The organism is Streptomyces sp. CLCI03 (assembly GCF_053615355.1).
On record NZ_CM132132.1, the window covers coordinates 1,945,097 to 1,968,275 of the forward strand.

Below are 23,179 nucleotides of genomic sequence, written 5' to 3' on the forward strand. Positions count from 1 at the left end.
TGGACGGGTTGCTGGGTGCCATAGGGCTGGACGAGGGCCAGGAGTCGGCGTACCGCGCGTTGGTCGCGCTGGGTGCCGCGGAGGTACCCGACCTCGCGCACCGGCTGACGCTGCCGGTGCAGCACACCGAACGGGCCCTGCGCCATCTGGAGCGTCAGGGTCTGGCGGCGCAGTCCTCGGCCCGGCCCGGGCGCTGGGTGGCGGCCCCGCCCGGCGTCGCCCTCGGGGCGCTGCTGACCCAGCAGCGGCACGAGCTGGAGCAGGCGGAGCGGGCGGCGGCGCTGCTGGCCGAGGAGTACCGGGCGGAGGCGACCGAGCCCGCGGTGCACGACCTCGTGGAGGTGGTGCAGGGCGCGAGCGCGGTGGCGCACCGCTTCCACCAGATCCAACTGGGCGCGGAGAAGGAGGTCTGTGCGCTGGTCACCGGCCGGCCGCAGGTGGTGACGGGGACGGACAACGAGGCGGAGGACCGGGCGTCGGTCCGCGGGGTCGAGTACCGGGTGGTCATCGAGCGGGAGGTGCTGACCGCGCCGAGCGGGATCCGGGAGGCGTCGACGGCGCTGGCGCGCGGCGAGCGGGTCCGGGTGACGGAGCGGGTCCCGACCAAGCTGGTGATCGCGGACGGGACCCTGGCCATGGTCCCGCTGACGGCCCGCGGGGCGGAGCCGGCGGCGCTGGTGGTGCACGCCCCGGGGCTGCTGGAATCCCTGACGGGCCTGTTCGAGGCGGTGTGGCGGGAGTCGTTGCCGCTACGGCTGGGGGCGGCCGGTTCGGCGGAGGAGGCCGGTGGCAGCCCCGACGCCACGGACCTGGAGATCCTCTCGCTGCTCCTGGCGGGCATGACGGACGCGAGCGTGGCCAAACACCTGGAGCTGGGGCTGCGGACGGTGCAGCGCCGGGTCAAGGGCCTGATGGAGCTGTCCGGGGTGACGACCCGGCTACAGCTGGGCTGGCACGCGTACGAGCGGGGCTGGGTGGCCCGATAGCCCCAGGTCGGTCAGGCTGAGCGCATGGATCTGCCTCAGCTGCTGCTGGTGGGGCTGGTGCTGCTGCTCGGGGTGGTCGGAGTGCTGATCCCGGGTGTGCCGGGCACCTGGCTGGTGTGGGCGGGGCTGCTGTGGTGGGCGCTGCACGTGCGCTCGACGCTCGCCTGGTCGCTGCTGGTCGCGGCGACGGCCCTGCTGCTGGTGGTGCAGGTGGTGAAGTGGCTGCTGCCGCCCCGACGGGTGCGGGGGCTGGGGATCACCTCCCGGATGGCGGTGTTCGCGGGGGCCGGGGCGGTGCTGGGTTTCGTACTGGTTCCGGTGGTGGGGGCGGTACCGGGCTTCGTGGGGGGCATCTACCTGTGCGAGCGGATGCGCCTGGGCACGCACGGCGAGGCCTGGGCGTCGGTGCGGGCGGTGATGCGGGCGGTGGGGACGAGCGTGCTGGTGGAGCTGTTCGCGTGCCTGATGGTGGTGGGGGCGTGGGTCGGGGCGGTGGTGGCGGCGTAGCGACCCGTCGGAGGGCGCGGGAACGCCCTCGTGCGGCTCGCGCGTTCGGTGGATAGGCTCTCAGCCCCTGCCTCGATCGGTCGTGGAGCTCTCATGGACGAGTCCGTTCGGGACGAGCCGGCCCGCCTCGCCCCGCAGCCCGCCGACCCGGTCGACGTCCGGGCGGGTGACGACGCCCCGCCGATCACGTCGGACGCCGGTGAGCCGGCCTGCCTCCTGCACCTCGTCTGCGCCGCGTGCGGGGCCCTGGACACCGAACGCGACGCGCGACGATGCCCCCGATGCGGCGCCCCGCGGGCCGACTGAACGCCCCGGGGCCCTGCCCGCGGGCCCTAGGTCGACAGCCCGATGCGGTAACGAAAAGAGGCTGCGAGGGTGGGCGGTATGACGGACTTCAAGGGTTTCAGCGAGGCCGAAATGGCTTATCTGCGTTCCCAGCACCTGGGCCGGCTGGCCACGGTGGACGCGGCCGGGCAGCCGCAGGCGAACCCGGTGGGCTTCTTCCCGCAGGAGGACGGGACGATCCTGGTGGGCGGGATGGCGATGGGCACGACCAAGAAGTGGCGCAACCTGCACGGGAACCCCCGGCTGTCCTTGGTCGTGGACGACCTGGTGAGCACCCGGCCGTGGCGGGTGCGCGGTATCGAGATCCGGGGCCGGGCCACGCTGGAGACGGGCCCGCACGAGCTGGGCGCCCATTTCAGCCCGGAGGTGATCCGGATCCACCCGGAACGCGTCCACGCGTGGGGGCTCTGACCGTCCCGGGAGCGCGGCCCCCGCGGTGCGCGGGCGGCGGGGCGTCGCCGTACGGCGCCGGGTGCTGACGCCCTGCTCAGGGGTGGAAGGGCGACAGCGGGGGGTCGGGGCTCGTGACGGCCGGTACGCCCTGTCGGCGCTCCGGCGGATCACCCGCGGTACCCGCTGAGGGCGGTCCCGGGCGAAGTCGGGGTGCCGGCCCGCGGCACCCCGACCCGCGGCCGGGTTTCAGACCCGGCCGCCACGCTTGGCGGCGTGGTTGGCCCGGCCCTCCGCCGACTTCAGGCGCCAGTCACGGCGGATCTCCGACCGCAGCCGGGCGTCCGTCTTGGCGACGATCCGCTGGTTCTCCCGCAGGAGCTTGCGGTAGCTCTCCAGACGACGGTCCGCGAGCTCGCCGGAGTCCAGCGCGGCCAACACCGCGCAGCCCGGCTCCGCCTCGTGCGCGCAGTCGTGGAAGCGGCAGTTCTCGGCGTACTCCTCGATCTCCGAGAAGACCTGGCCGACCCCGGTCTCGGCGTCCCACAGCCCGACGCCGCGCAGTCCGGGCGTGTCGATCAGGACGCCGCCGCCGGGCAGGGCGAGCAGGTTGCGCGTGGTGGTCGTGTGCCGCCCCTTGCCGTCGACCTCGCGGGCGGCCTGCACCTCCATGACCTCGGCGCCGAGCAGCGCGTTGGCCAGGGTGGACTTGCCGGCGCCCGAGATGCCCAGCAGCACACTGGTGCCGTCGCCGACGATCGCGGCCAGCACGTCCGTGCCCTCCCCCGTGACGGAGGAGACGGTCAGTACCTGCACGCCCGGAGCGGTGGCCTCCACGTCCTGGACCAGATGGCCGAGCGTGGCCGCGTCCGGCACCAGGTCGGCCTTGGTGAGGACGACCAGTGGCTGCGCCCCCGACTCCCAGGCCAGGGCCAGGAAGCGCTCGATGCGGCCGAGGTCCAGCTCGACGGCGAGGGAGACCGCGATGATGGCGTGGTCGACGTTGGCGGCGAGGATCTGCCCCTCGGAGCGCTGCGAGGAGGTGGACCGTACGAAGGCGGTCCGGCGCGGCAGGTACGCCTTCACGTAGCGGGGGTTGCCGGACGCCTCGACGGCGGCCCAGTCCCCGGTGCAGATGACCCGGAGCGGGTCGTGGGGGGTGACGAAGGCGGTGTCGGCGCGGACGATGCCGTCCGCGGTCATGACATCGCACTGGCCGCGGTCGACGCGTACGACACGGCCGGGCACGAGACCCTGCTCGGCGTACGGGGCGAACTCGGCCTCCCACGCGTCGTCCCAGCCGAGGGCGGCGAGGGCGTGCGGGAGCGAGGTGTGTGAAACGGACGGGAGAGCGGAGAAAGACAAGGGAAACCCTTCACAGGGTGGCCCCGGCCGCGGGCGCTCGCTCGGTGGCGGCGCGCGAAGAGGTGTGAGGTCAGCCGGAGACCACAGAAGTGACATTGATGGTCTTCTGAGTGCGGGCAGCGCCCTGCGCGATGACAGTCATCAACGAACTCACCTCCGGGTCCATGCACATGCTGATCGTCTCCTCGCCGGTCGGCGGGAACGGATGCACCGTAACAAGACCGCTCCCGCGGGGGCCACTTCTTTTTCCGGGTCTATGTGTCCGGGGTCGCGGCGTCGTCCGTGCCGGGAGCCGACCAGGGCCCGTCGGGGTACGCCGCCTGGGCGCGGCCGACTCCCGCCTCGATGTCCAGGCTGTGGGTCGAGGTGGGGTCGCGCAGGGCGTCCGGCACGTCGCAGCGGCCGGCTCCGGCCTCGCATCGGACCTGGAAGCGGGTGGCCGCGGGCACGGTGAGGGCCAGCCGGCCGGAGCCGACGCGGGCCGTGATCCCGTCGGGCGGGGTGACGAAGCCGGCGACGGCCCGGCCCGAGCCGACCCGGATCTCGGCCCGGTCCGAGGCGAGTCCGGTGGCCTCCAGCCGGCCCGAGCGGACCTTCGCCCGCAGGGCGCCGCGCAGCCCGACGAGCTCGACCTGCCCGGAGTCGACCTCCGCGTCGACGGTGCCGGCCAGCCCGCTGACCGCGATCCGGCCGGAGCGGGTCGTCACCTTCACGGGGACGTCCACGGGTACGGTCACCGCCAGTTGGACCGAGCAGCCCGTCCCGCCGACCGGCCAGAAGCCCTCGCCGGGGCAGTGCGGGGTCAGCCGCAGGGTGTCGCCGAGTCGGCTCCGCTCGATGGTGGGCGTCCTGAGGGACCAGCTGACCTTGGCCCGGTAGTCGACCTGCCGGTCCGCTCGCGGGGTGACCGTGACGTCCGCGTCGCCGCCGACGATCTCCACCGCGGTCACCGGGCGGCCGTCGCTGCCGCCGTGCAGGGTGTCGCTCCGGGTGCTCCCCCAGGACCGGACCTGCCAGGTGGCCGGTGCCACCACGAGGACCGCGCCGAACAGGGTGGCGGTGATCCAGGCCAGGCGCTGCGTGCGGTGCGGCCGGTCGGTCCGGGTCACGACGTGCCGTCCAGGAAGCGCAGGACGGCGAGGACCCGCCGGTGGTCGCCGTCGGCAGGGGGCAGGTCGAGCTTGGCGAAGATGCTGTTGATGTGTTTGGCCACCGCGCTCTCGCTCACGACGAGTTCGGCGGCGATCCCGGCGTTCGAGCGGCCCTCCGCCATCAGGGCCAGGACCTCGCGCTCGCGCGGCGTGAGCCGACCCAGGGGGTCCGGGCCGCCACCGCGGCGCAGCAGGAGCTGGGCGACGACCTGCGGGTCCAGCGCGGTGCCGCCCGCGGCGACGCGGCGCACGGCGTCGATGAACTCCTCGACGTCGGCGACCCGTTGTTTGAGCAGATAGCCGACGCCCGCCCGGGTCTGCGTGGCCAGCAGATCGGCGGCGTAGCGCTCCTCCACGTACTGCGAGAGCAGCAGCACCGCGGTGCCGGGGCTCTCCTGGCGGATCATCAGGGCGGCCCGGACGCCCTCGTCGGTGAAGCCGGGCGGCATCCGCACGTCCACCAGGGCCAGTTCGGGTCGGTGTTCCTCGACGGCGGCGAGCAGACCTTCGGCGTCGCCGGTCTCGGCGACCACCTCGAATCCGGCCATGTCGAGGACTTTGACGAGTCCTATGCGCAGCAGGACGGAGTCCTCGGCGATCACAGCCCGCACGGCAGCTCCACGGTGATGACGGTCGGACCCCCGAGGGGGCTTTCGATCATGATGGTTCCGTCGACGGACCCTACGCGTTTGCGCAGGCCCACCAGGCCGGTGCCGCGGGCCTGATCGGCGCCGCCCACGCCGTCGTCGGTGACGGTGATCCGCAGCAGGTCGCCGCCGCGGGCGGTGCCGTCGGGGGCCGGGGCGCGTACGACGTGGACGCGACAGCGTTCCGCCCGGGCGTGCTTGGCCACGTTCGCCAGGGCCTCGGAGACCACGAAGTAGGCGACGGCCTCGACGGTGGCCCCGGGCCGCTGCTCGATGTCCACGGTCAGCTCGACGGGGAACGGGGCCCGGGCGGCGACCCCGGAGAGCGCCGCGTCGAGTCCGCGATCCTCCAGCACGGCCGGATGCAGGCCCCGTACCAGGTTGTTCAGTTCCTCGATGGCCTCCTTCGCCTCCCGGTGCGCCTCGTCGATGACGGCCTTGGCCTCGGCGGGCAGGTCGGTGAGGGTGGCGCGGGCGATGCCGAGGTTCATGGCCAGGGCGACCAGCCGCTGCTGGGCCCCGTCGTGCAGGTCCCGTTCGATCCGTCGGCGTTCGAGGTCGGCGGCGTCCAGTACCCCGGCCCGGCTCTCCGCGAGGTCCTCGACCCGCCGCTCCAGTTCGCGGGCCCGGTTCGGGCCGAGGAGGGCGGCCGCGGCCACGGAGTCCAGTCGGGCGAAGAGGGCGGCGAGCCAGGGCGCGGCGAGCAGCAGGAGGACGCCGCCGACGGTGACGGCGTCGTAGTCGTTGGTCCAGCCGGGAGTTCGGGTGTCGGCGGGCAGGATCCAGAACCAGCCGTAGACGCTGGTGGCGGCGGTGCCGAAGGCCCAGGCGAGCACCACCACTGCGCCGGCGACGGCGGCGAGCGGGCTGACCAGCAGGTGGTAGCCGTACTGCCGCCAGGTCGACTCGGAGCGCAGGCGTCGCGCCACCGCGAACGGGGTGAACCGGCCGCCCTCCCGTTCGACCTCGGGTACGTCGAGGCCCAGCAACGTCCGGAACCGGCTGCGTTGGAGCCGGGTCAGGAGCGGCCCGAGCAGCAGGATCAGGAGCGGTGGGATCGTGCCGGGCCCGGGTGCCATGACGGTGGCGGTGAGGCCGAGGAGCACGGGCAGGGCGGCCGGGATCGCGGCCGCGGTGAAGGTGGTGTTGCGCCAGGCCCACGCCGACCACGGTGCGTGCGCCGTGATCCAGGTGTACGTACGCCTCGGCGCGCCCCCGCGAATTGCCATATCAGTACGGTAATCGCACTGATCAGAGGCGTGCCATCATGCGGGCACCCGCCCGGGGGTGTACCTGGTGCCACCCCCGATCCGGATCGAGGGGCTACTGATCCGACGGGCCCGGCCGACGAGGCTGGTGGTGTGCCCGGAGGACGGACCGCCGGGCGGGAAGGAGACCCTCGTCATGGCCCTCGTCGCCCCGCAGTCCCGCGCCTGGCGCACCGCCCGCACGCCCCGCACGCCCCGTACCCGTGCCTTGCGCGCGCCCGGCACGGCCACCGTACTCACCGGCGCCGGACTGGTGTTGCTGCCCTGGGTGGTGGTGCTCGCGAAGACGATGCCGCGGACCACCGAGGTCTCCCACTGGTCCACGGCGTGGATCGGCCTGGACCTGATGCTCGCCGCCGGGCTGACCGGGACCGGGGCGCTGTTGCGCCGGCGAGATCCTCGGGCGTCCCCGATCGCCGCGGCGACGGCCGCGCTGCTCGTGATGGACGCCTGGTTCGACGTGACGACCTCGGCCGGGACCGGCGGTCAGGGGACGGCGTTGCTGCTGGCGGCGGGCGCGGAGCTGCCGTTGGCGCTCGCCTGCGCGGTGGTGGCGGCCCGCCGCCCGTGCTGATGCCGGACGGCCGGTCGCGTCGCCTGCCGAGTTCGAACACGCCCTTCCGGGCCGGGGCACGATCGGACACGCCCCAGGGGTGCCGGCGGAACACGATGCGGCGCGTGTCCGATTCGTTCAAGACGGGCGCCCGGTGCCCGCCTAGCCTGCTGCCATGACTCCTCGATTCGACCTGATCGGCATGGTGGTCTCCGACATGGCCGCCTCGCTCGCCTTCTACCGCCGCCTCGGGCTGGACATCCCGGCCGAGGCCGACGACCTGCCGCATGTGGAGGCCGTCCTGCCCGGGGGCCTGCGGATCGCGTGGGACACGGAGGACACCATCCGTTCCTTCGACCCGTCGTGGACCCCGCCCACCGGTGACGGCCGCCGGGACCTGGCCTTCCTGTGCGACTCCCCCGCCGAGGTGGACGCGCTCTACGCCGAACTGACCGCCGCCGGGCACACCGGACACCTGAAGCCCTGGGACGCCTTCTGGGGCCAGCGCTACGCCGTCGTGCTCGATCCGGACGGCGGCGGCGTCTCGCTGTTCGCCCCGTCGGCTCCGGCGGCATAGGCCCGCGGCGTCGTCCCGGCCGGCGCCCGCACCTCACGGGAGAGTGCGCCTGGTCGGCGTACCCCGCGACGCAGGCGACCTCGGCGAACGGCAAGCCCGCGCGGGCGTCCCCGTACCCCTCGACGTACGCCTCGACCAACCCGGACGCCCGGCGCACCGCGCGGGAGGGCCACAGGTCGGACGGCGCTTCCTCGTACACCACTCCAGGTTGAGGACCGGGCGTCTCTTTCGGATCAGGCCCGGCGCGCCTCGGTGGGACGGGAGGGCGCCGGTGGAGGATCGGGGGGCGGCGGATGCGGCCGATGCGGGCCGCATCCGCCGCGCCCCTCGGATCCGCCCGGTACCCGCCGGATCCGCTTCGTCCGCCGCACCCGCCGCATCCCCTTTCCCGCCCCGTGAAGAGGTCCGGACGTGAATCTCCCCGACGACGACCCGGCGCGTCCCGACGGCGTGGCCGGCGGACGCTACGGCGAGGCGGTGTTCCGGCCCGAGCTGCCGGGCGAGGACGACCGCATCGACCTCGGTGCGCTCGCCTACGACGACTTCACCCTGGCCCGGCTGCGCGCGCTGGGCGCCGGGCCGGGCTGGCGCTGCCTGGACGTGGGCGCGGGAACGGGCACGGTCTCCCGGCTCCTCCTGGACCGGGCCGGGGTCTCGGAGGTCGTCGCCGTCGACCGGGACACGACCTTCCTCACGGCGCACCCGACGCCCGGGCTCACCCCGCTGGAGGCGGACGTCACGGCCCTGGACTTCGCTCCGGGACGGTTCCGGCTGGTGCACGCCCGGTTCGTGCTGATGCACCTGCGGAACTGGCCGCGGATGATCGGCAAGCTCGCCTCCCTGGTCGCCCCGGGCGGTGTCCTGGTCCTCGGCGACGCGGTCGACCTGACCACCCCGGCCGCGCCGACGACCACGTACGGCCGGGTGATGCGGGCCATGTGGCAGGGGCTGGGGGACAGCCTGGGCACCGACGTCTCCTGGGTTCCGGACTACCCCGCGCACCTGAGGGAGGCCGGTCTGCTGTCCGTGGGCGCCGAGATCCTCGTGCCGCCGCTGCTGCCCGGCAGCCCCATCAGCCGGTTCTGGGCCGATACCTGGGAGCGCGCGCGGGAGCCGATGACGGCCACCGGGCTGGTCGACGACGCGACGATCGACGCGGCGATCCGCTACCTGGACTCGCCGGACTGTGCCGCGCTCTCCCCCGGCCTGCTCACCGCCTGGGGTGTGAAGGCCCCGGAATGACATAGGGCGGTCCGGGAGGGAGAGAGGGAGGGAGTGGGACGGGACGGAACGGGCCGGGCGGCTCGGGCACCCCGCCCGGCCCTCGGTCAGTGCTTGCGCAGCCGGGAGTGGTAGTCCTCGGGCGGCAGGAACTTCGACCACCGCTCCGGGAACTCCGACGGCATCCCGTCGTCCTCGTCGTCCTCCGACTCGCCCTCCGCCATCGCCCGCCAGGCGGCGGCCCGCGCGATCAGCTGCGCGGCCTCCGCCTCACGGGCCCGTTCGTTCGCCTCGCGCGCCGCCGCCGTGGCCACGGAGGGCCAGACCCGGTCGATCGCGGCGTTGACGGCGGCCCCGACCAGCACCGCGAAGGCCGAGATGCCGATCCACAGCAGTACGGCCACGGGCGCGGCCAGTGATCCGTAGATCGTCGGCCCCTCCACCGTGTTGGTGAGGTAGATCCGCAGCAGGAACGAGCCCAGCACCCACATGGCGAGGGCCACCAGCGCCCCGGGCACGTCCTCGATCCACGGGGAGCGCACGGGCACGGACACGTGGTAGAGCGTCGTGAGGAAGGCGATGGACAGCAGGGTCACGGTCGGCCAGTACAGGACCGCGATCACTTCCGTGCCCCAGGGCACCAGCCGTACCACCGCGTCCGGTCCCACCACCATCAGCGGCAGCACGATCGCGCCGATCAGCAGGGCGATGATGTAGAGCAGGAAGGCCAGCAGCCGGGTCTTGACGATGCCGCGCTGGCCGTCGAGCCCGTACATCACGGTGATGGTGTCGATGAAGACGTTGACGGCCCGCGATCCCGACCACAGGGCGAAGGCGAAACCGAGCGAGATCAGGTCGGGCCGGCCACTGCGGGTGACGTCGTCCAGGAGGGGTCGGGCGATGTCGTTGACGCCCCGGTCGGACAGGACCGTGCCGACCGCCGCCAGGATGTTCTCCTCGATGCTTTCGACCGTGCGGGTGTCCGTCCAGCCGTCCACGTAGCCGAGCAGACCCAGCAGGCCGAGGAAGAGCGGGGGCAGCGAGAGCAGCGTGAAGAACGCCGCCTCGGCCGCGAGCCCGAGGATCCGGTACTCGATGCACGAGTTGACGGTGTCCTTCAGCAGCAGCCAGCCCATCTTGCGCATCGAGACGTTGCGGTAGAGGGCGCGGGCCCGGTGGAGCCGTCCTGGGGTCCGCTCGGGTGTTTCTTTTGCTGGCTGCACATCCTTACGGTATCCGCATGGCAGCCACCACCCACACAGTCAGCAACCAGGCCCCGCCCCTGGTGGGGTACGACGTCTACGGCGGCGATCGGGCCCTCACCGAGGGCGTCGAGCGTCACCTCGCGGCCGCGGAACCCGAACTCCTCGGCGAGGTAAGGCAGGAGCTCACCGACCTCGGGCGCGCGGCCGGTTCCGCGCAGGCCCAGGAATGGGGTGTGCAGTCGAACGAGAATCCGCCCAAGCTGCGGACGCACGACCGGTACGGGAACCGGATCGACGAGGTCGATTTCCACCCGGCCTGGCACCGGCTGCTCGGACACGCGGTGACCTCGGGGCTCACCGACGCCTGGGGCAGGCCGGCCGGGCATCTGCGCCGGGCCGCCGGGTTCTTCATCTGGTCGCAGGCCGAGGCGGGGCACGGCTGCCCCATCTCCATGACGCACGCCGCCGTACCGGCGCTGCGCACCGATCCGGTGCTCGCCGCCGAATGGGAGCCGCGGCTGACCTCGCACGTGTACGAGCAGGGGCTGCGGCCGGCCGCCGAGAAGGGCGGTGTGCTCTTCGGCATGGGGATGACGGAGAAGCAGGGCGGCAGCGACGTACGGGCGAACACGACGGCCGCGGTGCCGCTGGACGCCTCCGGCGAATACCTGCTGACCGGACACAAGTGGTTCTGCTCGGCTCCGATGAGCGACGGCTTCCTGGTGCTGGCGCAGGCACCGGGCGGACTGACGTGCTTCCTGGTGCCGCGGGTGCTGCCGGACGGTACCCGCAACGTCTTCGCGATCCAGCGGCTGAAGGACAAGCTGGGCAACAAGTCGAACGCGTCGAGCGAGGTGGAGTTCGACGGGACCTGGGCGCGGCGGGTCGGTGAGGAGGGCCGCGGGGTGCGGACCATCATCGAGATGGTCGCGGCGACCCGGCTGGACTGCGTCATCGGCTCGGCCTCCCTCATGCGACAGGCCCTGACCCAGGCCGTGCACCACGCGGAGCACCGCTCCGCTTTCGGAGCACCGCTCATCGACCAGCCGCTGATGCGCAACGTGCTCGCCGACCTCGCCCTGGAGTCGGAGGCCGCCACCACCTTGACCCTGCGTCTGGCGGCCGCCAACGACGCCGGTACCGAGCAGGAGAAGGCCTTCCTGCGCCTCGCCGTGCCCGCCGCCAAGTACTGGGTGACCAAGCGCTGTACGCCGATGGTGGCGGAGGCCCTGGAATGTCTGGGGGGCAACGGCTACGTCGAGGAGTCGGGGCTGCCGAGACTGCTGCGCGAGTCCCCGCTGAACTCCATCTGGGAGGGCTCGGGCAATGTGCAGGCGCTGGACGTGCTGCGCGCCCTGCAGCGCGAGCCGCAGGCGCTGAACGCCTTCCTCCAGGAGGTCGGCCTGGCCCGGGGCGCGGACCACCGGCTGGATTCGGCCATCAAGGACCTGCTGACGGATCTCGCCGATCTGGAGGGCATCGAGGCGCGGGCCCGCCGGGTGGTGGAGCGCATGGCGCTGGTGCTCCAGGGATCGCTGCTGGTGCGGTGGGCCCCGCCGGAGGTCGCGGACGCCTTCTGCGCCTCGCGGCTCGGCGGCGACTGGGGCACGGCCTTCGGCACGCTGCCGCACAGCCTGGATCTGCGCGCGGTGGTGGAACGGGCGCGGATCACGGGCTAGGAGAGAGCCCCCGTCGGGCTCCACGGCGGTCCCCAAACCGCTCCCAGCCGGGATCCGGGCCCATCACCGGTACAGAGGTGGCGCCGCGCCGACTCGGCACCACCCCTGATCCGAAGCCCCGAGGAGGAGCCGGCACGCCGCTCTGCGGCGTCCGGACAGTTTCGGTCGTGCGAACGGGACTTGGCGAGAGTTGCATACCGTTGCAACCTTTGAGTCGGCGGTCGCCCGTCGGGGTGCCCGGGGAAGCGGCCCGCGCGGACCTCCCGGGCGGCCTGCGTCGTACGTCCTGTTCGCACGGGGAGGTTCCGGTGGCCGACACCACAGGCAGCACGGTCGATGTGGCACGCATCTCGGCCATGGACGCGCGAGCGGCGGCACGTCTGCTCAAAGGCGTCCGGGCGGCGGCGCTGGCCGGGGACCGGCCGCCGGCCGCGCCCCGGCCGGAGATCGCGGAGTCCTGGCGCCGGATGCTGGCCGGCGGGGTGCACCCCGACCGGGACGCGCGCTCGCGGATGCTGTCGGCCGCCGAGACCGAGGAGCGGCGGCACGTGTCGCCGCTGCGGGAGATCCTGCCGGTGCTGCGCGAGGGGCTGCTGCCCGCCTTGGACGAGGCCCTGCACATCATGGTCGTCGCGGACGCGGACGGGCGGCTGCTGTGGCGGGAGGGCCACTCCTCCATCCTGCGCAAGGCGGACCGGCTCGGCTTCGCGGTCGGGGCCGACTGGGACGAGGCCGTCGTCGGCACGAACGGGGTGGGGACCGCCCTGGTGGCCCGGCGCCCGGTGCAGGTGTTCTCGGCCGAGCACTTCGTCTCCAGCCATCACGACTGGACCTGCGCCGGGGCGCCCGTACGGGATCCGCGCGACGGGCGGCTGCTGGGCGTGGTCGACGTCAGCGGGCCGCTGGCCACCATGCACCCGGCGACGCTGGCGTGGGTGACCTCGGTGGCCCGGCTCGCGGAGCGGGAGCTGCGGCTGCGGCACCTGGAGTCGCTGGAGCTGCTGCGGACGGTCGCGGCCCCGCTGCTGGCCCGGCTGCCGGGACGGGCACTGGCCGTGGACCCGAACGGCTGGACGGCGGCGGTGACGGGCCTGGCCCCGGCGGAGCGGATCCGGCTGCCGAAGACCTTCGGGCCGGGCCGGGTGTGGGTGCCGCGGCTCGGGGAGTGCGTGGTGGAGCCGCTGCCCGGCGGCTGGCTGCTACGGATCGACCAGGACGGCCGCGGCACGGCGCCGGTGACCCGGATCGTCCTGGACCTGAGCCGGGCGGGGTGCTGGTCGGCGACGGTGTACGGGCCCTCCGGGAGCTGGTCGCAGGAGCTGAGCCCGCGCCACGCGGAGCTTTTGTTCCTGCTGGCGGAGAGCCCGCGCGGGCGTTCGGCGGCGGAGCTGGCCGGGGAGCTGTTCGGCGACCCGACGCGCACGGTGACGGTCCGCGCGGAGCTGTCCCGGGTACGCCGCCACCTCGCGGGCGTCCTCACCCACCGGCCGTACCGGTTCGCGCAGGACGTGGAGGTGGAGCTGATCCGCCCCGAGGACCCGGCCGGACTGCTCCCGCACTCCACCGCGCCCACGGTGGTGCGGGCCCGCCTGGGCCGGACGGGGCCCGGCATGATTCCCTGAGCTGCATGAGCACCATCACCCTCACCACCTGGTCCCTGGAAATGACCTCCCCGTCGGACCTCGTCCCGGCGGCCGTTCCGGGCCACGAGATCACGATCTCGCGGGCAGAGGTCCCCTCCCCCGAGTTCAGCCGCTTCCTCTACGCCTCGGTGGGCGGCGACATCCACTGGACGGACAGGCTGTCGCTGACCCGCGCGCAGTGGGTGGAGCAACTGGACCGGCCGGGTGTGGAGACGTGGGTGGCGTACGACCGGGGCACGCCGGCCGGGTACGTGGAGCTCGACCCGCAGGACGACGGCGTGGTGGAGATCATGTACTTCGGTCTCCTCCCGGACTTCCGCGGCCGCCGCATCGGCGGGCACCTGCTGTCCGTCGGTGTCCGAAGGGCGTGGGACCTCGCGGAGCGCTGGCCGGACCGGGCACCGACCCGGCGGGTCTGGGTGCACACCTGCAGCCAGGACGGCCCGACGGCGATGAGCAACTACGAGCGGCGCGGCTTCAAGATCTTCAAGACGGAGACCGAGTCCAAGGTGGAGACCCCGACCCCTGGCCCCTGGCCCGGCGCGTAGCCCCTCCGGGGCCGGTCGGCCGAACACAACGGGCGCGGCGGCGCTGCGGGGACTCCGCCCCCGCGCCCCGCGCCTCGAAACTCCCCCGGCTACCGCGGCGAGGTTCTCCCTGGCGAGGCTGACATACCCGGCCTCACCGGCGTTCCATGCGTGACCCCCGTCACGTCGTCCCATCCTTCGAGACGAGTTCGTCCGAATCGTGGACAGTAGTGGACTCCTCCAATCGGCACATGACACGCTTCCGCCATGAATGGAGCTGGAATTGCCTTGGTGAGTCGGCGGCACGTCGACCTCGGCCGCATGTCCAGCGCCATCTGTCCGGCCCGCTGACGGAACCAGCCACGCCGCACATCGCCGCTGTCCCCGCCGTCGCGGACGCGCCGATCACCCGCTAGCCCCCTGAGGCCGTAGTACCGCCCTGCCCGCCGGCAACCCCGGCGCGGAGCGGGAATCAGCCGCACCCGCTCGGAGTCGCCGAGCCCGCAGGGGAGCGCCGCCGCCTCCCCCTGCCCTTGCCTCGAGCCGCCGAAGAAGGACGTACCGCCATGGCCGCCACCCCCGAAACGCCCGCAGCCGCACCCGCAGCCGCCGCGCGCCGCAAGACCGGCCGTCACCGCGGCGAGGGCCAGTGGGCCGTCGGACACCACACGCCCCTCAACGGCAACGAGCAGTTCAAGAAGGACGACGACGGTCTCAACGTGCGGACACGCATCGAGACGATCTACTCCAAGCGCGGCTTCGACTCGATCGACCCCAACGACCTGCGCGGCCGTATGCGCTGGTGGGGCCTCTACACCCAGCGCAAGCCCGGGATCGACGGCGGCAAGACCGCGATCCTGGAGCCGGAGGAGCTGGACGACGAGTACTTCATGCTGCGCGTCCGCATCGACGGCGGCCGGCTGACCACCGAGCAGCTCCGCGTGATCGGCGAGATCTCGGAGGAGTTCGCGCGCGGCACCGCCGACCTCACCGACCGCCAGAACGTGCAGTACCACTGGATCCGGATCGAGGACGTCCCGGAGATCTGGCGCCGGCTGGAGGCCGTGGGCCTGTCCACCACCGAGGCCTGCGGTGACACGCCCCGCGTCATCCTCGGTTCGCCCGTCGCCGGCATCGCCCAGGACGAGATCATCGACGGCACGCCCGCCATCGACGAGATCTACCGCCGCATCGTGGGCAACAAGGACTTCTCCAACCTGCCCCGCAAGTTCAAGTCCGCGATCTCCGGCTCGCCGCTGCTCGACGTGGCGCACGAGATCAACGACATCGCGTTCGTGGGTGTGGAGCACCCCGAGCACGGTCCCGGCTTCGACGTCTGGGTCGGCGGCGGTCTGTCCACCAACCCCAAGCTGGGTGTGCGCCTGGGCACCTGGGTCTCGCTGGACGAGGTCCCGGACGTCTACGAGGGCGTCATCTCGATCTTCCGCGACTACGGCTACCGCCGGCTGCGCAACCGCGCCCGTCTGAAGTTCCTCGTCGCCGACTGGGGCCCGGCCAAGTTCCGCCAGGTCCTGGAGGACGAGTACCTGAAGCGCAAGCTGACCGACGGGCCCGCGCCCGCGCAGCCCAGCGGCCGGTGGCGCGACCACGTGGGCGTCCACCAGCAGAAGGACGGCAAGTTCTACGTCGGCTTCGCGCCCCGCGTGGGTCGCGTCGACGGTGCCACCCTGACCAAGATCGCCGACGTGGCGGCGCAGCACGGCTCCGGCCGGCTGCGCACCACCGCCGAGCAGAAGATGATCGTGCTCGACATCGAGGCCGACCGGGTCGACTCGGTGGTCGAGGCGCTGGAGGCGCTGGACCTGCGGGTCGAGCCGTCCCCGTTCCGTCGCGGCACGATGGCCTGCACCGGCATCGAGTTCTGCAAGCTGGCCATCGTCGAGACCAAGGCGCGCGGCGCCTCGCTGATCGACGAGCTGGAGCGCCGCCTGCCGGACTTCGCCGAGCCGCTCACCATCAACATCAACGGCTGCCCGAACGCCTGCGCCCGTATCCAGGTGGCGGACATCGGTCTCAAGGGTCAGCTGGTCCTGGACGACGACGGCAACCAGGTGGAGGGCTACCAGGTCCACCTGGGCGGCGCCCTCGGCCTGGAGGCCGGCTTCGGCCGCAAGGTCCGCGGCCTCAAGGTCACCTCGGCGGGTCTGCCCGACTACGTCGAGCGGGTCGTCAAGCACTACGAGGAGCAGCGCGAGGACGGCGAGCGCTTCGCGGCGTGGGTCGCCCGCGCGGACGAGAAGAGCCTCTCGTGAGCGAGCGCGCCGCACCGTTCTACTGCCCCTACTGCGGCGACGAGGACCTGTTTCCCCACGAGGCGGGTCACGGCGCGTGGGAATGCAGGTCCTGCAACCGAGCCTTCCAGCTGAAGTACCTCGGGCTGCTGGCCCGGGGCGTTCGGTCGGATTCACCGGGATCAGCGGGAGGGGACGGGATATGACCACCACTCAAGACGTGCGTCTCACGGCGGAGGAGCTGAAGGCGCTGGCCGAGCAGGCGGGCCGGGACCTGGAGGACGCCTCCGCGTCGGACATCCTGCGCTGGGCGGTCGACACCTTCGGCAAGACGTTCGCCGTGACCTCCTCCATGGAGGACGCGGTGGTCGCCCACCTGGCCTCGCGGGTCCTCCCCGGTGTGGACGTGGTCTTCCTCGACACGGGCTACCACTTCGAGGAGACCATCGGCACCCGTGACGCGGTCGAGGCCGTGATGGACGTCAACGTCATCACGCTGACCCCGCGTCAGAGCGTCGCCGAGCAGGACGCCGAGTACGGGCCGAAGCTGCACGACCGGGACCCCGACCTGTGCTGCGCGCTGCGCAAGGTCAAGCCGCTGGAAGAGGGCCTGACGGCGTACACCGCGTGGGCGACGGGGCTGCGCCGCGACGAGTCCCCGACCCGGGCGAACACCCCGGTGGTCGGCTGGGACGAGAAGCGGCAGAAGGTCAAGGTCTCCCCGATCGCCCGCTGGACCCAGGACGACGTGGACGCGTACGTCGCCGAGCACGGCGTACTCACCAACCCGCTGCTGATGGACGGTTACGCCTCCGTCGGCTGCGCCCCGTGCACCCGGCGCGTCGCCGAGGGCGAGGACGCGCGGGCCGGCCGGTGGGCCGGGCGCGGCAAGACCGAGTGCGGACTGCACGGCTGATGACGACCGGCGAAGAACCTACGGAGACAGAGCAGATGAGCGTGAGCGACCAGGGCGCCACCGTGTGGCTGACCGGGCTGCCGAGCGCGGGCAAGACCACCATCGCCTACGCGCTGGCCGAGCGGCTGCGCGACGAAGGACACCGGGTGGAGGTCCTCGACGGGGACGAGATCCGCGAGTTCCTCTCCGCGGGCCTGGGCTTCACCCGCGAGGACCGGCACACCAACGTGCAGCGGATCGGCTTCGTCGCCGAACTCCTCGCGAGCAACGGGGTCAAGGCGCTGGTACCGGTGATCGCACCGTTCGCGGACAGCCGTGAGGCCGTCCGCAAGCGGCATGCCGCCGAGGGCACCTCGTACCTGGAGGTCCACGTGGCCACCCCGGTCGAGGTCTGCTCCGAGCGTGACGTCAAGGGCCTGTACGCCAAGCAGGCGGCGGGCGAGATCTCCGGTCTGACCGGGGTCGACGACCCGTACGAGGCGCCGGACTCCCCGGACCTGCGGATCGAGTCGCACACGCAGACCGTGCGGGAGTCGGCTTCGGCCCTGCACGCGCTGCTCACCGAGAGGGGTCTGGCATGACGACGACCGTCGCACACGTCCACGACGAGACGGATGCGCCCTACGCGCTGTCGCACCTCGACGCCCTCGAGTCCGAGGCCGTGCACATCTTCCGCGAGGTGGCGGGCGAGTTCGAGAAGCCGGTGATCCTCTTCTCCGGCGGCAAGGACTCCATCGTCATGCTGCACCTGGCGCTGAAGGCGTTCGCGCCGGCGCCGGTGCCGTTCACGCTGCTGCACGTCGACACGGGTCACAACTTCCCCGAGGTGCTGGAGTACCGCGACCGTACGGTCGAGAAGCACGGCCTGCGCCTGCACGTGGCCTCCGTCCAGGAGTACATCGACGCGGGCAAGCTGCGCGAGCGTCCGGACGGCACCCGCAACCCGCTGCAGACCGTGCCGCTGACCGAGGCGATCCAGAGCCTGAAGTTCGACGCCGTCTTCGGTGGCGGCCGCCGCGACGAGGAGAAGGCCCGCGCCAAGGAGCGCGTCTTCAGCCTCCGCGACGAGTTCTCCCAGTGGGACCCGCGCCGCCAGCGCCCCGAGCTGTGGCAGCTCTACAACGGCCGCCACGCCCCCGGCGAGCACGTGCGTGTCTTCCCGCTCTCCAACTGGACCGAGCTGGACGTCTGGCAGTACATCGCCCGCGAGGGCATCGAGCTGCCGGAGATCTACTTCGCCCACGAGCGCGAGGTGTTCCTGCGCAACGGCATGTGGCTGACGGCCGGCGAGTGGGGCGGCCCGAAGGAGAGCGAGACGCCCGAGACGCGGCTCATCCGCTACCGGACCGTCGGTGACATGTCCTGCACCGGCGCCGTCGACTCCGACGCCACCACGCTGGACGCCGTGATCGCCGAGATCGCCGTCTCCCGTCTCACCGAGCGGGGCGCGACCCGCGCCGACGACAAGATGTCCGAGGCCGCGATGGAAGACCGCAAGCGCGAAGGGTACTTCTAGACATGACCAGCACCACCGATCAGGTCGCCAACTTGGCCGACCTCGCAGCGACCACGCTGCTGCGCTTCGCGACCGCCGGCTCCGTCGACGACGGCAAGTCCACCCTGGTGGGCCGGCTGCTGCACGACTCCAAGTCGGTCCTGACCGACCAGATGGAGGCCGTCGAGGCCGTCTCGGCCCAGCGCGGCCAGGAGGCCCCCGACCTCGCGCTGCTGACCGACGGCCTGCGGGCCGAGCGTGAGCAGGGCATCACCATCGACGTCGCGTACCGGTACTTCGCCACCGCGCGCCGCCGGTTCATCCTCGCGGACACCCCGGGGCACGTGCAGTACACCCGGAACATGGTCACCGGCGCCTCCACCGCCGACCTGGCCGTGGTCCTCGTCGACGCCCGCAACGGCGTGATCGAGCAGACCCGCCGGCACGCGGCGGTCGCCGCGCTGCTGCGCGTCCCGCACGTGGTCCTGGCCGTGAACAAGATGGACCTGGTGGGCTACCAGGAGTCCGTCTTCGCGACCATCGCCGAGGAGTTCACCGCGTACGCCTCCGACCTGGGCGTCCCGGAGATCACCGCGATCCCGATCTCCGCGCTGGCCGGCGACAACGTCGTGGACGCCTCCGCCAACATGGACTGGTACGGCGGCCCGACGGTCCTGGAGCACCTGGAGACCGTCCCGGTCAGCCATGACCTCACGGCCTGCCCGGCGCGTTTCCCGGTGCAGTACGTGATCCGTCCGCAGTCCGCCGAGCACCCCGACTACCGCGGCTACGCGGGCCAGATCGCCTCCGGCGTGCTGCGCGTCGGAGAGGCCGTGACCGTCCTGCCGTCCGGCCGGACCTCGGTCATCGAGGGCATCGACGCGCTCGGCGAGAGCGTGGACATCGCCTGGGCCCCGCAGTCGGTGACGCTGCGGCTGAAGGACGACATCGACATCTCGCGCGGCGACCTGATCGCGCCGTCCGCGAACGCTCCGGCCACCACGCAGGACGTCGAGGCGACCGTCTGCCACGTGGCCGACCAGCCCCTCTCCGTCGGCGCCCGGGTGCTGATCAAGCACACGACGCGCACGGTCAAGGCCATCGTCAAGGAGATCCCCTCGCGGCTGACCCTGGACGACCTGTCCCAGCACCCGAACCCCGGGCAGCTGGTGGCCAACGACATCGGCCGCGTCGTCGTCCGCACCGCCGAGCCGCTCGCGCTCGACGCGTACGCCGACTCGCGCCGGACCGGGTCCTTCCTGCTGATCGACCCGGCCGACGGAACGACCCTGGCGGCGGGCATGGCGGGCGAGTCCTTCGCTTCCCAGGCCGAGACGACCGTCCAGGCCGACGAGGAAGGCTGGGACTTCTAGCTCATGCTTCCCGACATCTACTCGACCTTCGCGAAGGAGGGCGGCCGCGTAGGCAGCGGTGCTCTCGGCAGCGGCCAGGGAGGGGTTGCGCGATGTGCGCGATGACGTACGTGCACCGCATGCGCGCCCACACCCCCCACGAGCCGTACCCGACCTCGTTCCACAAACGAAGACGTGCGTCATGAGATGACGCCGTCACGAGAGGGAGTCCTCCCGTGCCTGCCACCGCCAGCACCCGCACCACCTTCCGCCGCGGCATCGTCGCAGCCGCCGCCCTGCCGCTCCTGATCGGTGCGCTCGCCTCCTGCGGCTACGGCTCCGAGGCCACGAAGGACGAGCCGAAGACCGCCGACACGGCGGACGCGGGTAAGAAGCTCTCGGCTGCCGAGGTGCGGATCGGGTACTTCCCCAACCTGACGCACGCCACCGCGCTGGTCGGCCTCCAGGAAGGCCTGATCGAGAAGGAACTGGGCGGCACCAAGATCAAGCCGCAGTCCTTCAACGCCGGCCCGTCCGAGATCGAAGCCCTCAACGGTGGCTCTCTCGACATCGGCTTCATCGGCCCCTCCCCCTCGATCAACGGCTACGTCAAGTCCAAGGGCTCGAACCTGCGGATCATCTCCGGCTCGGCCTCCGGCGGCGTCAAGCTCGTCGTGAACCCCGACAAGATCAAGACCCTGGACGACCTCAAGGGCAAGAAGATCGCCACCCCCCAGAAGGGGAACACGCAGGACGTCGCGTTCCTCAACTGGATCTCCGAGAAGGGCTGGAAGGTCGACCCCGAGTCCGGCAAGGGCGACGTCTCCGTCGTCCGCACCGACAACAAGGTCACCCCCGACGCCTTCAAGCAGGGCTCGATCGACGGCGCCTGGGTACCCGAGCCCACGGCCTCCAAGCTCGTCTCCGACGGCGGCTCCGTCCTCCTCGACGAGACCGCCCTGTGGCCCGACAAGAAGTTCGTGATCACGAACATCATCGTGTCCCAGAAGTTCCTCAAGGAACACCCGGACGTCGTCGAGGCCGTACTGCGCGGCACCGTCAAGACCAACGAGTGGATCCACGCCAACCAGGACAAGGCCAAGGCCTCCGCCAACGCCCGCCTCGAAGCCGAGGGCGGCAAGCCGCTCGACGCGAAGGTCATCGACCCGGCGTGGCCCAGCATCGCCATCACCGACGACCCGCTCGCCGCGACCCTGAAGACCCAGTCGGATTGGGCGGTCAAGGCGGGGCTCATCGAGCAGCCCGACCTCGCCGGCATCTACGACCTGACGCTCCTCAACAAGGTGCTCAAGGCCGCCGGCAAGCCCGAGGTCTCCGACGCCGGCCTCGGCGCCAAGTAACCCCGCAACCCCGCAATCCCAGGAGGTGACGACCATGGCCACCACGCTTGCCAAGGCTGCCGAGGGCTCCGCCCTGGAGCAGACGCACGCCGCCCGCATCGAGCACGTCTCGAAGTCCTTCTCCGGCCCGGCCGGATCGCAACTCGTCCTGGACGACATCAGCCTCGATGTCGCTCCCGGCGAGTTCGTCACCATCCTGGGTGCCTCGGGGTGTGGCAAGTCCACGCTGCTGAACCTGGTCGCGGGTCTGGACAAGCCGTCCGCGGGGTCCATCGAGGCCCCCGGCGGCCGGCCGGCCCTGATGTTCCAGGAGCACGCCCTCTTCCCGTGGCTGACCGCGGGCAAGAACATCGAACTCGCCCTGCGTCTGCGCGGGGTGGCCAAGGCCGAGCGCCGCCCGGAGGCCGAGCGGCTGCTGGAGCTGGTCCGCCTCGGCGGCTCGTACGGCAAGCGCGTGCACGAGCTGTCCGGCGGTATGCGCCAGCGCGTGGCACTGGCCCGGGCGCTCGCCCAGGACAGCCGGCTGCTGCTCATGGACGAGCCGTTCGCGGCCCTCGACGCCATCACCCGGGACGTGCTGCACGGCGAGCTCACCCGCATCTGGGCCGAAGCGAACACGAGCGGCTCCGCCACGGGCGGTCTGTCCGTCCTCTTCGTCACCCACAACGTGCGCGAGGCCGTCCGTCTCGCCCAGCGCGTGGTCCTGCTCTCCTCCCGACCCGGCCGGGTCGCGAAGGAATGGACCGTGGACATCCCGCAGCCGCGCCGCATCGAGGACGCGGACGTCGCGGAACTGTCCCTGGAGATCACTGAACACCTGCGTGGGGAGATCCGCCGCCATGGCCAGCACTGACATCACTTCGAAGGCCACGGGCAAGTCCGACGACCTGGCCGGCCTGGAGGCGGGCCTCGACGCCCTCGACGCGGTCCAGACCCACCGCACCCCGATCCGCGAGGTCCTCGTCAAGAAGGTCCTCCCGCCGGTCCTGGCCGTGAGCCTGGTGCTCCTGGTCTGGCAGGTCCTCGTCGCGACGCACGTGACCGAGGAGACCAAGCTGCCCCCGCTGTCCGCGGTGTGGGACAGCCTGTCCGACATGTGGGTCAAGGGCACGCTGCTGGAGGTCATCTGGACCAGCGTCTCCCGCGGTCTGCTCGGCTTCCTGCTGGCCCTGGCCATCGGTACGCCGCTCGGACTGCTCGTCGCCCGGGTGAAGTTCGTCCGCGCCGCGATCGGCCCGATCCTGCAAGGCCTGCAGTCGCTGCCGTCGGTGGCCTGGGTGCCGCCGGCCGTCCTGTGGTTCGGCCTCAACGACGCGATGATGTACACGGTCATCCTGCTGGGCGCCGTCCCGTCCATCGCCAACGGCCTCGTCTCCGGCATCGACCAGATCCCGCCGCTGTACCTGCGGGCCGGCCGCACCCTGGGTGCCACCGGTCTGCGGGGCGCCCGGCACATCGTCATGCCGGCCGCGCTGCCCGGCTATCTGGCCGGCCTCAAGCAGGGCTGGGCCTTCTCCTGGCGCTCGCTGATGGCCGCCGAGATCATCGCCTCCTCGCCCGACCTGGGCCTGGGCCTGGGCCAGTTGCTGGAGAACGGCCGCAACAACATCGACCTGCCGGGCGTGTTCCTCGCGATCATCCTGATCCTGGTCGTCGGCATCGCCATCGACCTGCTGGTCTTCAGCCCGGTCGAGCGGTGGGTGCTGCGCAGCCGCGGCCTCCTGGCGAAGAGCTGATCG

Annotated in this window: 25 protein-coding genes; 20 read left to right on the top strand and 5 right to left on the bottom strand. The window is 72.2% G+C overall.

Annotation, left to right across the window (positions count from 1 at the left end; translation table 11 throughout):
* The first annotated feature begins 8 nt into the window (after window positions 1-8).
* The 4 genes from ACWG52_RS08835 to ACWG52_RS08850 all read left to right on the top strand — a co-directional run bounded on the left by ACWG52_RS08835 (window position 9) and on the right by ACWG52_RS08850 (window position 2,249).
* On the top strand, window positions 9-986 hold the full coding sequence (locus ACWG52_RS08835; RefSeq protein WP_389813838.1) for a helix-turn-helix domain-containing protein: 978 nt from the start codon (window positions 9-11) through the stop codon (window positions 984-986).
* A 24-nt stretch (window positions 987-1,010) separates the two neighbouring features.
* The gene (locus ACWG52_RS08840) at window positions 1,011-1,493 is read left to right on the top strand and encodes a DUF456 domain-containing protein (protein ID WP_389813835.1); all 483 of its coding nucleotides are present in this window, start codon (window positions 1,011-1,013) and stop codon (window positions 1,491-1,493) included.
* 93 nt (window positions 1,494-1,586) lie between these two features.
* Entirely contained in the window at window positions 1,587-1,799 is a 213-nt protein-coding gene (locus ACWG52_RS08845) for a hypothetical protein (protein ID WP_390137132.1), read from the top strand.
* 78 nt (window positions 1,800-1,877) lie between these two features.
* On the top strand, window positions 1,878-2,249 hold the full coding sequence (locus ACWG52_RS08850) for a PPOX class F420-dependent oxidoreductase (protein WP_389813829.1): 372 nt from the start codon (window positions 1,878-1,880) through the stop codon (window positions 2,247-2,249).
* A 228-nt stretch (window positions 2,250-2,477) separates the two neighbouring features.
* Here ACWG52_RS08850 and rsgA read toward each other — a convergent pair whose 3' ends face one another.
* From rsgA to ACWG52_RS08870, 4 genes are all read right to left on the bottom strand, one after another.
* Window positions 2,478-3,593, bottom strand: coding sequence for a ribosome small subunit-dependent GTPase A (gene rsgA, locus ACWG52_RS08855; protein WP_386015218.1), 1,116 nt, complete (start codon window positions 3,591-3,593; stop codon window positions 2,478-2,480).
* Window positions 3,594-3,847: 254 nt separating this feature from the next.
* Entirely contained in the window at window positions 3,848-4,702 is an 855-nt protein-coding gene (locus ACWG52_RS08860; RefSeq protein ID WP_390137134.1) for a DUF4097 family beta strand repeat-containing protein, read from the bottom strand.
* A complete protein-coding gene (locus ACWG52_RS08865) occupies window positions 4,699-5,355 on the bottom strand; it encodes a response regulator transcription factor (protein WP_389813822.1) in 657 nt (218 codons plus the stop codon). The genes ACWG52_RS08860 and ACWG52_RS08865 overlap by 4 nt, the downstream gene beginning before the upstream one ends.
* On the bottom strand, window positions 5,343-6,620 hold the full coding sequence (locus ACWG52_RS08870; protein WP_389813819.1) for a sensor histidine kinase: 1,278 nt from the start codon (window positions 6,618-6,620) through the stop codon (window positions 5,343-5,345). Before ACWG52_RS08870 ends, ACWG52_RS08865 begins: the two co-directional genes overlap by 13 nt.
* A gap of 67 nt (window positions 6,621-6,687) precedes the next feature.
* Here ACWG52_RS08870 and ACWG52_RS08875 point away from each other — a divergent pair, with 67 nt between their 5' ends.
* The 3 genes from ACWG52_RS08875 (at window position 6,688) to ACWG52_RS08885 (ending at window position 9,031) form a co-directional block, all read left to right on the top strand.
* A complete protein-coding gene (locus tag ACWG52_RS08875; protein WP_390137136.1) occupies window positions 6,688-7,233 on the top strand; it encodes a hypothetical protein in 546 nt (181 codons plus the stop codon).
* Between the two features lie 154 nt (window positions 7,234-7,387).
* Window positions 7,388-7,789: a VOC family protein gene (locus tag ACWG52_RS08880; protein ID WP_326749287.1), complete on the top strand. Its 402-nt coding sequence runs from the start codon at window positions 7,388-7,390 to the stop codon at window positions 7,787-7,789.
* A gap of 411 nt (window positions 7,790-8,200) precedes the next feature.
* Window positions 8,201-9,031 (top strand): class I SAM-dependent methyltransferase, encoded by an 831-nt coding sequence (locus ACWG52_RS08885; protein ID WP_389813807.1) that lies wholly within the window; start codon window positions 8,201-8,203, stop codon window positions 9,029-9,031.
* Window positions 9,032-9,117: 86 nt separating this feature from the next.
* Here the strand turns inward: ACWG52_RS08885 and ACWG52_RS08890 are convergent, their stop codons facing one another.
* The gene (locus ACWG52_RS08890; protein WP_030715186.1) at window positions 9,118-10,233 is read right to left on the bottom strand and encodes a YihY/virulence factor BrkB family protein; all 1,116 of its coding nucleotides are present in this window, start codon (window positions 10,231-10,233) and stop codon (window positions 9,118-9,120) included.
* Between the two features lie 17 nt (window positions 10,234-10,250).
* On the opposite strand from ACWG52_RS08890, the gene ACWG52_RS08895 reads away from it, so the two are divergent.
* The 13 genes from ACWG52_RS08895 (at window position 10,251) to ACWG52_RS08955 (ending at window position 23,176) form a co-directional block, all read left to right on the top strand.
* Window positions 10,251-11,894 (top strand): acyl-CoA dehydrogenase family protein, encoded by a 1,644-nt coding sequence (locus ACWG52_RS08895; protein ID WP_033223478.1) that lies wholly within the window; start codon window positions 10,251-10,253, stop codon window positions 11,892-11,894.
* 356 nt (window positions 11,895-12,250) lie between these two features.
* The gene (locus ACWG52_RS08900) at window positions 12,251-13,516 is read left to right on the top strand and encodes a GAF domain-containing protein (RefSeq protein ID WP_389814233.1); all 1,266 of its coding nucleotides are present in this window, start codon (window positions 12,251-12,253) and stop codon (window positions 13,514-13,516) included.
* 5 nt (window positions 13,517-13,521) lie between these two features.
* Window positions 13,522-14,085 carry a GNAT family N-acetyltransferase gene (locus ACWG52_RS08905; protein WP_390137140.1) on the top strand — a complete coding sequence of 188 codons (564 nt, stop codon included), beginning with the start codon at window positions 13,522-13,524 and terminating at the stop codon, window positions 14,083-14,085.
* Between the two features lie 246 nt (window positions 14,086-14,331).
* Window positions 14,332-14,415, top strand: coding sequence for a putative leader peptide (locus tag ACWG52_RS08910; RefSeq protein ID WP_312847410.1), 84 nt, complete (start codon window positions 14,332-14,334; stop codon window positions 14,413-14,415).
* A gap of 215 nt (window positions 14,416-14,630) precedes the next feature.
* Window positions 14,631-16,337: a nitrite/sulfite reductase gene (locus tag ACWG52_RS08915; protein ID WP_389818394.1), complete on the top strand. Its 1,707-nt coding sequence runs from the start codon at window positions 14,631-14,633 to the stop codon at window positions 16,335-16,337.
* Window positions 16,334-16,522 (top strand): hypothetical protein, encoded by a 189-nt coding sequence (locus tag ACWG52_RS08920; RefSeq protein ID WP_266353746.1) that lies wholly within the window; start codon window positions 16,334-16,336, stop codon window positions 16,520-16,522. The genes ACWG52_RS08915 and ACWG52_RS08920 overlap by 4 nt, the downstream gene beginning before the upstream one ends.
* Window positions 16,519-17,232: a phosphoadenylyl-sulfate reductase gene (locus tag ACWG52_RS08925; RefSeq protein ID WP_389818389.1), complete on the top strand. Its 714-nt coding sequence runs from the start codon at window positions 16,519-16,521 to the stop codon at window positions 17,230-17,232. Before ACWG52_RS08920 ends, ACWG52_RS08925 begins: the two co-directional genes overlap by 4 nt.
* 35 nt (window positions 17,233-17,267) lie before the next feature.
* Entirely contained in the window at window positions 17,268-17,813 is a 546-nt protein-coding gene (gene cysC, locus ACWG52_RS08930) for an adenylyl-sulfate kinase (RefSeq protein WP_030715207.1), read from the top strand.
* Window positions 17,810-18,748, top strand: coding sequence for a sulfate adenylyltransferase subunit CysD (gene cysD, locus ACWG52_RS08935; protein ID WP_389818385.1), 939 nt, complete (start codon window positions 17,810-17,812; stop codon window positions 18,746-18,748). The genes cysC and cysD overlap by 4 nt, the downstream gene beginning before the upstream one ends.
* Window positions 18,749-18,750: 2 nt before the next feature.
* A complete protein-coding gene (locus ACWG52_RS08940; RefSeq protein ID WP_390137144.1) occupies window positions 18,751-20,100 on the top strand; it encodes a sulfate adenylyltransferase subunit 1 in 1,350 nt (449 codons plus the stop codon).
* A 215-nt stretch (window positions 20,101-20,315) separates the two neighbouring features.
* Window positions 20,316-21,440 carry an aliphatic sulfonate ABC transporter substrate-binding protein gene (locus tag ACWG52_RS08945; RefSeq protein ID WP_453128385.1) on the top strand — a complete coding sequence of 375 codons (1,125 nt, stop codon included), beginning with the start codon at window positions 20,316-20,318 and terminating at the stop codon, window positions 21,438-21,440.
* 34 nt (window positions 21,441-21,474) lie between these two features.
* Entirely contained in the window at window positions 21,475-22,293 is an 819-nt protein-coding gene (locus tag ACWG52_RS08950) for an ABC transporter ATP-binding protein (RefSeq protein WP_389809152.1), read from the top strand.
* Window positions 22,280-23,176, top strand: a complete 897-nt coding sequence (locus tag ACWG52_RS08955; RefSeq protein WP_389809155.1) for an ABC transporter permease — start codon at window positions 22,280-22,282, stop codon at window positions 23,174-23,176. Before ACWG52_RS08950 ends, ACWG52_RS08955 begins: the two co-directional genes overlap by 14 nt.
* Window positions 23,177-23,179: the final 3 nt, after the last annotated feature.

What these genes read in the sequence shown, in the direction of transcription:
- ACWG52_RS08915 (WP_389818394.1), top strand. Translation starts at nt 14,631, where the DNA reads ATGGCCGCCACCCCCGAAACGCCCGCAGCCGCACCCGCAGCCGCCGCG.
- ACWG52_RS08880 (WP_326749287.1), top strand. Translation starts at nt 7,388, where the DNA reads ATGACTCCTCGATTCGACCTGATCGGCATGGTGGTCTCCGACATGGCC.
- ACWG52_RS08910 (WP_312847410.1), top strand. Translation starts at nt 14,332, where the DNA reads ATGAATGGAGCTGGAATTGCCTTGGTGAGTCGGCGGCACGTCGACCTC.
- ACWG52_RS08870 (WP_389813819.1), bottom strand. Translation starts at nt 6,620, where the DNA reads ATGGCAATTCGCGGGGGCGCGCCGAGGCGTACGTACACCTGGATCACG.
- cysC (WP_030715207.1), top strand. Translation starts at nt 17,268, where the DNA reads ATGAGCGTGAGCGACCAGGGCGCCACCGTGTGGCTGACCGGGCTGCCG.
- ACWG52_RS08845 (WP_390137132.1), top strand. Translation starts at nt 1,587, where the DNA reads ATGGACGAGTCCGTTCGGGACGAGCCGGCCCGCCTCGCCCCGCAGCCC.
- ACWG52_RS08895 (WP_033223478.1), top strand. Translation starts at nt 10,251, where the DNA reads ATGGCAGCCACCACCCACACAGTCAGCAACCAGGCCCCGCCCCTGGTG.
- cysD (WP_389818385.1), top strand. Translation starts at nt 17,810, where the DNA reads ATGACGACGACCGTCGCACACGTCCACGACGAGACGGATGCGCCCTAC.
- ACWG52_RS08905 (WP_390137140.1), top strand. Translation starts at nt 13,522, where the DNA reads ATGAGCACCATCACCCTCACCACCTGGTCCCTGGAAATGACCTCCCCG.
- ACWG52_RS08940 (WP_390137144.1), top strand. Translation starts at nt 18,751, where the DNA reads ATGACCAGCACCACCGATCAGGTCGCCAACTTGGCCGACCTCGCAGCG.
- ACWG52_RS08925 (WP_389818389.1), top strand. Translation starts at nt 16,519, where the DNA reads ATGACCACCACTCAAGACGTGCGTCTCACGGCGGAGGAGCTGAAGGCG.
- ACWG52_RS08840 (WP_389813835.1), top strand. Translation starts at nt 1,011, where the DNA reads ATGGATCTGCCTCAGCTGCTGCTGGTGGGGCTGGTGCTGCTGCTCGGG.
- ACWG52_RS08900 (WP_389814233.1), top strand. Translation starts at nt 12,251, where the DNA reads ATGGACGCGCGAGCGGCGGCACGTCTGCTCAAAGGCGTCCGGGCGGCG.
- ACWG52_RS08850 (WP_389813829.1), top strand. Translation starts at nt 1,878, where the DNA reads ATGACGGACTTCAAGGGTTTCAGCGAGGCCGAAATGGCTTATCTGCGT.
- ACWG52_RS08950 (WP_389809152.1), top strand. Translation starts at nt 21,475, where the DNA reads ATGGCCACCACGCTTGCCAAGGCTGCCGAGGGCTCCGCCCTGGAGCAG.
- ACWG52_RS08955 (WP_389809155.1), top strand. Translation starts at nt 22,280, where the DNA reads ATGGCCAGCACTGACATCACTTCGAAGGCCACGGGCAAGTCCGACGAC.